The organism is Halobacterium rubrum (assembly GCF_021729015.1).
Classification (GTDB): Archaea; Halobacteriota; Halobacteria; order Halobacteriales; family Halobacteriaceae; genus Halobacterium; species Halobacterium rubrum.
Map to the genome: position 1 here is coordinate 452,111 of NZ_JAJQQZ010000001.1, position 12,488 is coordinate 464,598.

Sequence of the window (12,488 nt, forward strand, 5' to 3'; positions counted from 1 at the left end):
CGCTGTGCGAACTAGTGCCAGTGATTCCGGGAGTGTAATGTAGGCGGCGCGCCGTCGTGGACGCACGTGAGTCGGTGGCTGACGACCATCTCCGTGACCGGTGCCGTCCTCATCGCGTTCGCGCTCGGACGGGCGGCGTTCGGCGTCGTCAGCGGCGGGGCCGCCCCCGGCACCGTCATCGACTTCGTGCTGGTGAGCGCCCCCGGCGTGGTGCTGTGGTACGTCGCGTACTGGCTGCCGAACACCGAGTTCGACCCGTCGCTGTACCCGCGCGTGCTGGCGTGGAGTGTCGGCGGCGTCGGCGTGATGCTCGCGTTCTCGCTGCTCCGGGTGGGCCACCCCGGCGTGAGCGTCGACGGCTCGCTCGGCACGCAGGCCATCGCGGTCGCCATCGGGTCGTTCGGCGGGCTCGCCATCGGCATCCGGGAGGCAGAATCCATCACTCGTGCCCAGGAGCTCGGCGACCGGAACGAGGAGCTGGCGCGCCGCGAGCGCGAGCTGGAACACCAGAACGAGCGCCTCGACGAGTTCACGAGCATCGTCAGCCACGACCTCCGGAACCCCCTGAACGTCGCGCAGGGCCGACTCGACCTCGCCCGGTCGAACGTCGACGACGACGAACACCTGTCGGCCGTGGCGGACGCCCACGAGCGGATGGAGGCGCTCGTGGACGGCCTGCTGTCGCTGGCCCGACAGGGCGAGACGGCCGACGACGACCTCGACCCCGTCGATGTCGCCGCGCTCGCCCGCGACTGCTGGGAGGCGGTCGCGGAGCCCGGTGCCACCCTCGACGTCCCCGAGGCGGGCGACGAGTTCGTCGTGCACGCCGACGAGCAGCGCCTCCGGCAGGTGCTCTCGAACCTCTTCCGGAACGCCGTGGAGCACGGCGACGACGACGGCGTCAGAGTCACCGTCGGCGCGCTCGACGACGGAGCGGGGTTCTACGTGGCGGACGACGGCCCCAGAATCCCGGCCGAGGACCGCGAGCAGGTCTTCGACCGCGGGTACTCCTCGTCGACCGACGGCACCGGCTTCGGGCTCGCCATCGTCGCCCGCATCGCCGACGCACACGGGTGGACCGTCTTGCTCGCAGACGGCGAGGACGGCGGCGGCGCGTGCTTCGAGTTCCGGGACGTCGAGCTCGCGGAGTCGGCCGCGCCTGCGGCGTAGCGCCACGTTTTTCCACGGCAACGGCGAATCCGGGTCCATGCCGAAGCAGGTGGACGACCCGGACTACCACCACGAGAACCACACGGCCGCCCAGACGTGTGGCTGGACCGCGAACGCGATGCGCGGCGAGGGCACCTGCTACAAGCACGCCTTCTACGGGATTCGGTCGCATCGGTGTATCCAGATGACGCCGGTGGTGCGGTGCAACGAGCGCTGTGTGTTCTGCTGGCGCGACCACTCCGGGCACACGTACGAACTCGACGGCGTCGAGTGGGACGACCCCGAGGCAATCGTCGACGCTTCGATTCGCCTCCAGAGGAAACTGCTGTCGGGGTTCGGCGGGAACGACGACGTGCCCCGGGAGCGCTTCGAGGAGGCGATGGAGCCCCGGCACGTCGCCATTTCGCTGGACGGCGAACCCACCCTCTACCCGCACCTCCCCGAGCTCATCGAGGCGTTCCACGACCGGGGGCTGACGACGTTCCTCGTCTCGAACGGCACGCGCCCCGAGGTGCTGCGGGAGTGCGACCCGACCCAGCTGTACGTCTCCGTGGACGCGCCGGAGCGCGCGACGTTCGACGACGTGGTGGGGGCCACCGAGGACGACGCGTGGGAGAAGCTCGTGGACACGATGGACGTGCTCCACGAGAAAGACGAGACGCGGACTGTGCTGCGGACGACGCTCGTGGGCGGCGAGAACATGGCGAACCCCGACTGGTACGCGGGATTCTTCGAGCGCGCGGACCCGGACTTCGTGGAGCTGAAGGCGTACATGCACGTCGGCGACAGCCGGGACCGCCTCGACCGTGGGGCGATGCCCGACCACGAGGCAGTCCTCGAGTTCGCCCGCGAGGTCAAGGCACACCTGCCACACTCGGTGCTGCGGGACCAGCCGGAGTCCCGGGTGGCGCTGCTCGCCCGCGACGAGGACACGTGGGTCGAGGACTTGCAGGCCGACTCCGCGTTCTGGAGCGAGGGCGCCCGCCCGAGCGCCGACTGACACAATTTCGAGACGCGTTCCACATCCGGTATCCTTATGCGGGGCGCGAGCCAAGCCCGAGACATGTCAGGAGCCACGGGCACCGGCGACGTCGGCTACGACGAACTCGCCGTGCTCAAACTGCTCGCGCTCGACGGCGCCCACCGCGGCGAGGTGAAGGTGTCGTGTGGCGACCTCGCCGGTCGCCTCGACGCCTCCAGCCAGACCGCCTCCCGGCGCCTCCAGGCGCTGGAGGACGCCGGCTACGCCACCCGCGACCTCGTCAGCGACGGCCAGTGGGTCGCCGTCACCGAGGACGGGCAGGCCGCCCTCGAACGCGAGTACGAGGACTACCGCCGCATCTTCGACGACCCCGGCGAGCTCGCGCTCGACGGCACCGTCACCAGCGGCATGGGCGAGGGCCGCCACTACATCAGCCTCCCCGGCTACAACCGCCAGTTCGTCGAGAAGCTCGGCTACGACCCCTACCCGGGCACGCTGAACGTCGACCTCACCAAGGAGAGCCAGCGCGCCCGCTCGGCGATGCAGTCGCTGACCGGCGTCGACATCGAGGGCTGGGAGGACGAGGAGCGCACGTACGGCCCCGCGACCTGCTATCGCTGCACGGTGCTCGCCGACGACGCCGACTTCGCGGGCGCCCACGTCATCGTCCCCGACCGCACGCACCACGACGAGAGCCAGCTGGAGGTCATCGCCCCGGAGAAGCTCCGCGACGAACTCGGCCTCCTCGACGACGACGAGGTGACTATCCGTGTCGAAGAGCAGTAGCGCCGCCACGACCGCGGGCGTCGACCGCGCGGTCGCCGCGTTCCGCGACGGCGACCCCGTGCTCGTCCACGACGCCGCCGACCGCGAGGGCGAAGTCGACCTCGTCTACCCGGCCGAACCCGTCGAGCCGGCGGCCGTCGCCCGGATGCGCAACGACGCCGGCGGCCTCGTCTGCGTCGCGCTCGCCGACGACGTCGCCGACGCCTTCGAGTTGCCGTTCGTCAGCGACGTGCTCGACCACCCGGCGGCCGACCACGGCCACCTCGGCTACGACGACCGGTCGTCGTTCTCCCTGACGGTGAACCACCGCGACACCTACACGGGCATCACCGACGACGACCGCGCGCTCACCATCTCGGAGCTCGGCCGCGCCGCCGCCGACCCCGACGCCGTCGACTTCGCCGACGAGTTCCGCGCGCCCGGCCACGTCCACGTGCTCCGGGCCGCCCCGTCGCTGTCGGACCGACAGGGCCACACCGAACTTGGCGTCGCGCTCGCCCGCGAGGCCGACATCGCGCCTGCCGTCGTCGTCTGCGAGATGCTCGACGACGAGACCGGCGGCGCGCTCTCGGTCGCCGACGCGAAGGCCTACGGCGAACGCGAGGGCATCGCGTACGTCGAGGGCAGCGACCTGCTGGACGCCCTCCAGTAAGCCGACGTCACCGTGGGTGCGTATCTCCTGCTAGTGTTCGTGTTCGCGACCCTCGACAGGTAACGCGCACGGCGACGGGCGGTCGCAGTCCGAACGCAGTCATCCGTTCGGTCGCCAGTGAGAGAGCGGTCGTTTGCTGCGGGCCGCTCCTGCCGACTGCAGTCTCTCCTCCGTTCAGTCGTCGGCGACGACGGCCTGGTCAGCTTCGCTGCGGTCCTGCGTGTAGCCGTACCCGAAGAAGGCCATCGCGAACAGCACCAGCGGCGAGAGGATGCCGAAGAAGTAGTACGGCGCCCACCACCACGAGATGGCGCCCTCGGCGGAGTACAGCACGCCCGTCATGAAGACGGCGCCGGCGTGCCACGGGAAGAACGGCCCGGTCGGGGTGCCGGCGGCCTCGACGGCCCGGGAGAGGTCCCGCTCGTTCAGGCCGTACTCGTCGTAGAGATTCCGGAGGCTGACGCCGGGGACGACGATGCTCATGTACTGCTGGGCGGAGAACGCGTTCGTCGTGATGGCGGCGACGCCGGTGCCGGCGACCAGCGACCCCGGCGACCAGATGGCCTGCGTCAGGTGGTGCGTGAGCGTCGGCAGGATGCCGGTGCGCTCGAGGAGGCCGCCGAGCGCGAGCGCGGCGACGACGACGGCGATGGTCCACGCGGACCCGGCGATGCCGCCGGTCGACAGCAGCCCGTTGACGAGCTCGCTGCCGGTCTCGGGGCTGGTGCCGTTGAGGAAGACGTCCCAGGCGGCCGTGAACGCGACGCCCTGGGCGGCGACGGTGGTGAGCGCGCCGGCGAAGACGCCGGCGACCAGCGACGGGAGCGCGGGGTAGCCGCGAATCGCGAGCCCGAACGTCACGACCAGCGGCAGGAAGACCAGCGGACCGAGCGCGTACGTGTCGGCCAGCGGGCCGCTGATGGCGGCGACGTCGGGGGCGCCGCCCTCGACGGCGTACACGCCGAGTGCGGCGTACGCGAGCACGGACAGCCCGAACGCGATGGCGGTGCCGACGCGCATCCCGTTGATGTGGTCGTAGAGGTCGGTGTTCGTGACGGCGGCGGCGAGGTTCGTGGTGTCCGACAGCGGGCTCTGCTTGTCGCCGGCGTAGGCGCCGGAGACGATTGCGCCCGCGGTCATCGCCAGCGGGACGCCGAGACCGTTCCCGATGCCGACGAACGCCACGCCGAGCGTGCCGACCGTGGTCCACGACGACCCGATGGCGAACGCGACGACGGCGGCGAGCACGGCTGTGACAGGGAGGAAGACGACCGGCGTGAGCGCGCCGAGCCCGTAGTACATCAGGCCGGGGATGGTGCCGGCGCTGGTCCACGTGGCGATGAGCCCGTAGATGACGAACAGGATGAGGATGGCCTGCAGCCCCATCCGGAGGCCGGCGGCGGCGGCGTCGTACACCGAGTCCCAGTCGTAGCCGAGCCGGTAGCGCGCGAACAGCCCGGTGAACGCGATACTCCACAGCAGCGGTGCGTGCGGCGCCAGCCCCAGATAGCCGGAGCCGACGCCGAGGGAGACGACGACGGCCAGCACCGGGAGCAGCGCCTCGCGCAGGCTGGGCCGGTGGGCCTCGTCGATGTCCTCGTAGGCTAGCGGCGTGAATTCGCTCATCACGCCCCGATAATTCACTCGGGTAATTAAGCTCCACGATTAGATTATTTAGAGACATTCCTGCCGGCTGTCACGGCAACCGGCGAGCGTTGCGGGAAGCGTCACTCGTGGTTTTATCACCGACTAGTGCGTCCCGGCGCATATGGCCAGTTTCAGCGAGATGGACGTCGACACCATCTGGATGGACGGCGAGTTCGTCGACTGGGAGGACGCACAGGTACACGTTCTCACCCACGCCCTCCACTACGGCTCGGGCATCTTCGAGGGCGTCCGCGTCTACGACACCGACAACGGCCCCGCCATCTTCCGGTGGGACGAACACCTCGACCGGTTCTACCAGTCAGCGAAGCCCTACGACCTCGACATCGAGTTCACGCCCGAGGAGCTCACCGAGGCCACGGTCGAGCTCGTCGACCGCCAGGACCTCCGGTCCTGTTACATTCGGCCGCTCGCCTACTACGGCTACGACTCGCTGGGCGTCTCCCCGGGCGACTGCCCGACGGACGTCGCCATCGCCGCCTGGCCGTGGGGCACCTACCTCGGCGAGGACGCCCTCGAGAACGGCGTCGACGTGATGGTGTCGTCGTGGCGCAAGCACGCCTCCAGCCAGATTCCGACGAACGCCAAGACCACCGGCCTCTACGTCAACAGCATGCTCGCCGGAGAGGAGGCCCGCCGCAACGGCTTCGTCGAGGCCATCGTCCTCAACAAGGAGGGTAACGTCGCCGAGGGCCCCGGCGAGAACCTCTTCCTCGTCCGCGACGGCGAACTCTACACGCCCGGGCTCTCCGAGAGCATCCTCGACGGCATCACCCGCGACACCGTCATCACCCTCGCCGAGGAGCGCGGCTACACCGTCCACGACAACGTCTCCATCTCCCGCGGCGAACTCAACACCGCCGACGAGCTGTTCTTCACCGGCTCCGCCGCGGAAGTCACCCCCATCAAGCAGGTCGACAACGTCGAAATCGGGAACGGCAGCCGCGGCCCCATCACCGAGGAACTCCAGACCGCGTTCTTCGACCTCGTGGAGTCCGGCGACCGCGAAGAGTGGTTCCACTACGTCTGAACCACCTCCCTGCCGTCACCAGTTCTCCAGAACAGTGCGCCGACCGCTGCCGTGACGACCCCTAGTCGTCGGTTCGCACGACGTCGTCCTCACTGCTGCTCGCGTCGCCCTCGTTCGCGACCAGTCGGTCGATGGCGACCTCGTCCTCGTTCTCCCCGAAGCCGGCGCTCAGCACGCGCGTCAGCGCATCTTCGACGCTCTCGTCGGACTCCTCGAGGTCCTCGGGGTCGACCTCCATCACGAACCCGGTGGTGATGTTCGGCGCCGTCGGCATGAACACGACCTCGCGGTCGTCGTCGGTCGTCTTCCCGGTCTTGAAGGCCGTCAACCGCATCCCCGGCCACGGCTCCAACTTCACGGGCTGCTGGAACTCGCCGGCGCCGTCGGACAGCACCGTCTCGACGGCCATCTTCGACGCGTTGTAGACGATGCGCAACACCGGCAGCCGGTTCATCAGGTCGTCGATGACGGCCTCGACGATGCCGCCGACGGCCGTCCGCATCAGGTAGCCGACCGAGAACACCACCAGGACGAACACCACGAGGGTCAGACCGACGGCCAGGACCGGGTCCTCCACCTGTGTCGCGACCAGCGAGAGCCTGGAGAGCAGCCCGAACAGCCAGTAGATGACGTACAGCGTGACGAGAATCGGGACGAGCACGACGAGCCCGCTCGCGAAGTCCCGCTTCCAGGAACTCATACCGAACACCACAGACGGGCCACGTATAGTGATTTCGAGGTTTCTCGGCGCGCTCCGCCGCTACCGGCCGAGCACCGCGCGCACCGCGAACAGGAGGTTCTCCTTGCGCTCCATCGCGCGCCGGTAGAAGTACGAGAACCACTTGTCGCCGTACGGTACGTACTGGTAGGTCTCGACGCCGTCGGCCGCCAGCTCCGTCTGGGCGTCCTCCCGGATGCCCATCAGCATCTGGACCTCGTAGTCGGTGCCGTGCTCGTCGTGGAGGCCGGCGGCGTGCTCGATCATCGCCGGGTCGTGGCTGCCCACCGCCACGCCGTCGTCGAACTCCCGGAACATGTACTCGAGGTAGTCCCGGTACGCCTCGTTCACGCGCTCCTTCTGCTTGTACGCGATTTCGGACGGCTCGTCGTACGCGCCCTTCACCAGCCGCACCTTCCCCGGGACGTCCGCCAGCCGTTCGAGGTCGCCCTCGGTGCGCTTCAAGTTCGCCTGGATACAGACGCCGACGTCACCGTCGTACTTCCGGGCGAAGTCCTCGAACGCGTCCAGGGTCGCGTCGGTCGTCTCGTGGTCCTCCATGTCCACCCACGTGAACACGCCGTGGTCGTCAGCCGTCTCCACGATGCTCTCGAGGTTCTCCCGGAAGACGTCCTCGCCGACGTCCAGCCCGATCTGGGAGGGCTTCACCGAGATGCAGGCGTCGACGTCGCTGTCGGCGATGTCGGTCACGAGGTCGCGGTACGCCGCCGCGTCCTCGTCGGCCGGCGGCCGCTCGTGGTAGTGCTCCCCGAGGAGGTTCAGGATGGCCGCCACGTCCCGGTCGTTCAACCCGTCGACGTACTCGATGGCCTCCGCCGGCGTCTCCCCCGCGACGAACCGGCTCGCGATGGGCGGAATCATACGAATCTCTCGGTGGCGCCGTCCCTTAAATACCCCGCTCGCGGGAACCCACGCATTTTTGCGTGGGGCGCGACCACCGACGCGCATGGTGGACCTGGTCGGTACTGTCGCCGTCGCCGTGTGGGCGATGCTCCCCGCGTACGTCCCGAACAACGCCGCCGTGCTCGCTGGCGGTGGCCGCCCCATCGACGGCGGCCGCATCTGGGGCGACAGCCGCCTCCTCGGCGACGGCAAGACCTGGCGCGGGACTGCCGTCGGCACCCTCGTCGGCGTCGCGCTCGCCGTCGCCCTCAACGCCCTCCGCCCCACCGCCGTCGACGCGCTCGGCGTCCCCGCACTCCCCGAGTTCCCGCCGCTGGCGATGGGCACGCTCGCGTTCGGCGCCATGCTCGGCGACATCACCGCCTCCTTCCTGAAGCGACGCACCGGTCGCCAGCGCGGCGCCGCCTTCCCGGTGGTCGACCAGCTGGACTTCGTCGTCGTCGCCCTCGCTCTCACGGCGCTTGCAGCCCCCGCGTGGTTCGGCGACACCTTCACGCTGTCCGTGCTCGCCACCGTCGCCGTCCTCACCCCCGCGCTCCACCTCCTCACCAACGGCATCGCGTACGCCCTCGGAGTCAAAGACGAACCCTGGTAGCACCCGCGTTCTCCCCGCCGAGCACTCGTTCGCGGTGTACGGGCCGTTCACAGCCTGTGTTCGGTGCTGGCCGGCAGACGGTCAGTCGTCGTCGCCGAGCACTTTCACGTACTCGCAGTTCTCGACGTGGAGGCGTTCGTCGTAGTCGTCGGCGACGTGCTCGAAGCCCCGCGCCTCGTAGAAGCCCCGGGCGTTCTCGTTGGCCGCCATGACGACCAGCCGGATGGCATCGTAGCCGCCGTCACGAGCCAGGGCTTCGATGCCGTCGAGCAGCTGGCTGCCGACCCCCTCGCCCTGCCGGTCGGGATGGACGTAGATGGAGCCGAGCGTCAGCGCGCCGGCGTCGTCGTCGCCCGGGACGCCGCTGGCGTACCCGACGACGTCTGTCGCTTCGCCGGTGTCGTCCTCGCAGGCGACGAGGGTCGTGTTGTCCCCGTCCCGGTAGCGCTCGCGCAGCGTCTCGACGGCGTAGTACTCCGCGAGGAACTCCTGGACTGCGGCGGCGCCCACGATGGGTTCGTGGGCGTCGCGCCAGGCGGCGTCGGCGACCCGACGAACGCCCGCTGCGTCCGCCGGCGTCGCCTCGCGGACGTGCATAGCCGCCCCTTGGGAGGCGGCCGGCATAGCGTTTGGGCGGGACCGGCGGGCTTTTGTCCGGCCGGCACCCCGTTTCCGGCGATGACTGCCACCGACGACCTCGTGGCCGCGCTCCGGGCCGCAGATGCCGTACAGTTCGGCGAGTTCGAGCTCTCTCACGGCGGCACCTCCGAGTACTACGTCGACAAGTACCTCTTCGAGACCGACCCCGACTGCCTGTCGGCCATCGCTGGGGCGTTCGCCGACCGCATCGACGACGTCGCCGATGCGAAGCTGGCGGGCGTCGCGCTGGGCGGCGTTCCGCTTGCCGCCGCGACAGCCACCGAGGCGGGCGTGCCGTACGTCATCGCTCGCAAGGAGGCCAAAGACTACGGCACCGCCAACCGCATCGAGGGCCGGCTCGACGACGGTGAGGAGGTCGTGGTCGTGGAAGACATCGCGACGACCGGCCAGTCCGCCGTCGACGCCGTCGAGGCGCTCCGGGACGCGGGCGCCGTGGTGGAGCGCGCGCTCATCGTCGTGGACCGCGAGGAGGGCGGTCGGGAGCTGCTGGCCGAGCACGGCGTGGAGATGGAGGCGCTGGTCACCGCCAGCGATCTCCTCGACGCCGAGTAGACTGACCGCGTCGTTGGCCCTCGACGGCCCCGAAAGTGGACGCGTTTGTGACTGATTCTCGTCCGGCTCGGTCCGAGGTATTCAAGTTTGTGGAAACGTGTGTATCGATATGAACCGAGCCGAGAAGGCCGCACTGCAGTTGCAGGCGGTCGACGTCCTCCGCACGCTGAAAGAGACCCGGACCTACGACGAGCTCTCCGCGGACACCGGGCTGCCCGCCGGCGACCTGAACCGCTACGTGAACGGCCACGTCCTCCCGAGCGCGGACCGCGCCCGCGACGTCGTCCGCGAGGCCGGCGCCGACCTCCTCCGCGACGAGCTCGCGGCCCGCGTCCACGTCGACGACGACGGCTACGTCGACAACTCCGGCGTCGTCTTCGACCAGTCGTTCCTCGACCTGGTGGCGCCCGTCGCCGCCGAGACGTTCGACTTCGAGGTGCCCGACGTCGTGCTGACGGCGGCCACCGACGGCATCACGCTGGCCGCCGCGCTGGCTTCCTACTACGGCGCGGACTGCGCGTACGCCAAGCAGTCCAAGGAGACCGCCGTCGAGGAGTTCGTGGAGGCCCGCCAGCGCCTCGAGTCCGGCATCGAGTTCACGTACTACCTGCCCGCGTCGGCGCTGAACGACGGCGACACCGTGCTCGTCGTCGACGACCTCATCCGGTCCGGCGAGACCCAGGAGCTCCTGCTGGACATCGCGGACGCCGCCGAGGCCGACGTCACGGGCGTGTTCGCGCTCATCGCCGCGGGCGACGAGGGCATCGACCGGGCGCGCGAGCGCACGGACGCCCCGGTCGGTGCGCTCACCGAGCTCGACGAGCTGTAACGGCCGATTCTGCCCACGTTCTTGTATCGTTCCGGCGTCGCGGACCTGTTAGTCGACACGAACGTCGAACGTGCATAACAAGCCTCAAGTGTCGCGCCGAGATGTGCTCGAACGTGCATCATGGGGCTCGCTGACTACTTCGGCTTCGACGAACACGACACCGACCTGCGCACGGAAGTCGTGGCGGGCGTGACGACGTTCCTCGCGATGTCCTACATCGTCGTCGTCAACCCCGCCGTCATGACGCAGATCACGCAGGACGGCGAAGTCGTCAAACCCGGCATCGCGCTCGCGAACTACAGCTACGCCGAGACCGTCCAGATGCTGGCGGTCGTCACGCTGCTCGCGTCGGCGGTCGCCATGCTCGTCATGGCGTTCTACGCCAACCGGCCGTTCGGGCTCGCGCCCGGCCTCGGCCTCAACGCCTTCTTCGCGTTCACGGTCGTCGGCGCGCTCGGCGTTCCCTGGCAGACCGCCCTCGCCGCCGTCTTCGTCGAGGGCGTCCTGTTCATCGTCCTCACCGCGGTCGGCGCCCGCGAGTACGTCATCGGCCTCTTCCCGGAGCCGGTGAAGTTCGCCGTCGGCACCGGCATCGGGCTGTTCCTCGCCATCATCGGCCTCGAGGCGATGGGCATCGTCGTCGGCGACGCCGGCACCATCCTCGCGCTCGGCGACCTCGCGCAGAGTCCGGTCGCCATCCTCGCCGTCGTCGGGCTGTTCTTCACGGTCGCGCTGCACGCTCGCGGCGTCACCGGCAGCATCATCATCGGCATCGTCTCCACGACCGTCGCCGGCGCCGCGCTCACGTACGCCGGCGTCGTCGAACCCGGCGTGCTCGCCGGCGACTTCGTCCGCAACGGCAGCTTCGCCGCCAGCGAACTCCCGAAGGCCCAGTACGACGTGACGCCGCTGGCCGGCGCGTTCGTCGAGGGCTTCCAGGACGTCGAAGCCTTCAGCTTCGCGCTCATCGTGTTCACGTTCTTCTTCGTGGACTTCTTCGACACCGCCGGCACGCTCGTCGGCGTCGGGCAGGCCGGCGGCTTCCTGAACGACGACGGCGACCTCCCGGACGCCGACCGCCCGCTGATGGCGGACGCGGTCGGCACCACGTTCGGCGCGATGCTCGGGACCTCGACGGTCACGACGTACGTCGAGTCCGCGACGGGCGTCGAAGAGGGCGGCCGCACCGGCATGGTCGCGCTCGTCGTCGCCGTCCTGTTCCTGCTGTCGCTGGCGGTCGTCCCGCTGGCCGCCGCAATCCCCCAGTACGCCAGCCACATCGCCCTCGTGGTCGTCGCGCTGCTGATGCTCGCGAACGTCACCGCCGTCGACTGGGACGACCTCACGCACTCGATTCCCGCTGGCCTCACCATCCTCGTGATGCCGTTCACGTACTCCATCGCGTACGGCATCGCCGCCGGCATCGTCTCCTACCCCGTCGTGAAGGTCGCGTCCGGCGAGGCCGACGACGTCGCGTTCGGTCAGTGGCTGCTCGCCGCCGCCTTCATCGTGTACTTCTACGTGCGCACCAGCGGCGTGCTCGCTGCCGCGGTGTAGCGCTCGCCGCCGCTGCGGTGAAGCGGCCGTTCCCGCTCGGTCCCCCGGGTTCTTTTGGCGTGCTCGTCTATCGGCGAGACATGACGCTGGAACTGTACAAGCTGCCGGGCTGCCCGTACTGCGCGAAAGTCGAGACGAAACTGGACGAGCTCGGCCTCGAGTACGTCGAACACGAGGTTCCGAGCTCGCACAGCCAGCGCGGCGAGGTCGAGGAAGTCAGCGGCCAGACCGGGGTTCCCGTACTCGTCGACCCCGACAACGGCGTCGAGGGGATGCCCGAGAGCGACGACATCGTCGAGTACCTCGACGAGCACTACGGCGCGTAACGACGCCGTACCCGCGCCGTCGCCGGAATCCACGCTTTTTTG

General features: G+C 69.5%; 14 protein-coding genes. 10 read left to right on the forward strand and 4 right to left on the reverse strand.

Going from position 1 to position 12,488, the window contains the following annotated elements; all coding sequences use genetic code 11:
• Positions 1-66 precede the first annotated feature (66 nt).
• The 4 genes from LT971_RS02360 (at position 67) to ribB (ending at position 3,590) form a co-directional block, all read left to right on the forward strand.
• Positions 67-1,170 (forward strand): sensor histidine kinase, encoded by a 1,104-nt coding sequence (locus LT971_RS02360; RefSeq protein ID WP_237005247.1) that lies wholly within the window; start codon positions 67-69, stop codon positions 1,168-1,170.
• 37 nt (positions 1,171-1,207) lie between these two features.
• Entirely contained in the window at positions 1,208-2,170 is a 963-nt protein-coding gene (twy1, locus tag LT971_RS02365; RefSeq protein WP_237005248.1) for a 4-demethylwyosine synthase TYW1, read from the forward strand.
• Between the two features lie 63 nt (positions 2,171-2,233).
• Positions 2,234-2,938: a DUF120 domain-containing protein gene (locus tag LT971_RS02370; RefSeq protein WP_237005249.1), complete on the forward strand. Its 705-nt coding sequence runs from the start codon at positions 2,234-2,236 to the stop codon at positions 2,936-2,938.
• Entirely contained in the window at positions 2,922-3,590 is a 669-nt protein-coding gene (ribB, locus tag LT971_RS02375) for a 3,4-dihydroxy-2-butanone-4-phosphate synthase (RefSeq protein ID WP_237005250.1), read from the forward strand. The genes LT971_RS02370 and ribB overlap by 17 nt, the downstream gene beginning before the upstream one ends.
• A gap of 174 nt (positions 3,591-3,764) precedes the next feature.
• Here ribB and arcD read toward each other — a convergent pair whose 3' ends face one another.
• Positions 3,765-5,216, reverse strand: a complete 1,452-nt coding sequence (gene arcD / locus LT971_RS02380; protein ID WP_237005251.1) for an arginine/ornithine antiporter ArcD — start codon at positions 5,214-5,216, stop codon at positions 3,765-3,767.
• Positions 5,217-5,358: 142 nt separating this feature from the next.
• Here arcD and LT971_RS02385 point away from each other — a divergent pair, with 142 nt between their 5' ends.
• Positions 5,359-6,285 (forward strand): branched-chain amino acid transaminase, encoded by a 927-nt coding sequence (locus LT971_RS02385; protein ID WP_237005252.1) that lies wholly within the window; start codon positions 5,359-5,361, stop codon positions 6,283-6,285.
• Positions 6,286-6,346: 61 nt separating this feature from the next.
• Here the strand turns inward: LT971_RS02385 and LT971_RS02390 are convergent, their stop codons facing one another.
• Positions 6,347-6,985: a DUF502 domain-containing protein gene (locus tag LT971_RS02390; protein WP_237005253.1), complete on the reverse strand. Its 639-nt coding sequence runs from the start codon at positions 6,983-6,985 to the stop codon at positions 6,347-6,349.
• Between the two features lie 60 nt (positions 6,986-7,045).
• Positions 7,046-7,885 carry a proline dehydrogenase family protein gene (locus LT971_RS02395; RefSeq protein WP_237005254.1) on the reverse strand — a complete coding sequence of 280 codons (840 nt, stop codon included), beginning with the start codon at positions 7,883-7,885 and terminating at the stop codon, positions 7,046-7,048.
• Positions 7,886-7,970: 85 nt separating this feature from the next.
• On the opposite strand from LT971_RS02395, the gene LT971_RS02400 reads away from it, so the two are divergent.
• Entirely contained in the window at positions 7,971-8,522 is a 552-nt protein-coding gene (locus tag LT971_RS02400) for a CDP-2,3-bis-(O-geranylgeranyl)-sn-glycerol synthase (protein ID WP_272904602.1), read from the forward strand.
• Between the two features lie 81 nt (positions 8,523-8,603).
• On the opposite strand, the gene LT971_RS02405 is transcribed toward LT971_RS02400, so the two are convergent.
• On the reverse strand, positions 8,604-9,119 hold the full coding sequence (locus LT971_RS02405; protein ID WP_237005255.1) for a GNAT family N-acetyltransferase: 516 nt from the start codon (positions 9,117-9,119) through the stop codon (positions 8,604-8,606).
• An 81-nt stretch (positions 9,120-9,200) separates the two neighbouring features.
• Here LT971_RS02405 and pyrE point away from each other — a divergent pair, with 81 nt between their 5' ends.
• The 4 genes from pyrE (at position 9,201) to LT971_RS02425 (ending at position 12,446) form a co-directional block, all read left to right on the forward strand.
• Positions 9,201-9,734, forward strand: coding sequence for an orotate phosphoribosyltransferase (gene pyrE, locus LT971_RS02410; protein WP_237005256.1), 534 nt, complete (start codon positions 9,201-9,203; stop codon positions 9,732-9,734).
• Between the two features lie 109 nt (positions 9,735-9,843).
• The gene (locus LT971_RS02415; protein ID WP_237005257.1) at positions 9,844-10,563 is read left to right on the forward strand and encodes a phosphoribosyltransferase family protein; all 720 of its coding nucleotides are present in this window, start codon (positions 9,844-9,846) and stop codon (positions 10,561-10,563) included.
• Positions 10,564-10,683: 120 nt separating this feature from the next.
• A complete protein-coding gene (locus tag LT971_RS02420) occupies positions 10,684-12,120 on the forward strand; it encodes an NCS2 family permease (protein ID WP_237005258.1) in 1,437 nt (478 codons plus the stop codon).
• An 80-nt stretch (positions 12,121-12,200) separates the two neighbouring features.
• A complete protein-coding gene (locus LT971_RS02425; protein ID WP_237005259.1) occupies positions 12,201-12,446 on the forward strand; it encodes a glutaredoxin family protein in 246 nt (81 codons plus the stop codon).
• Positions 12,447-12,488 lie beyond the last annotated feature (42 nt).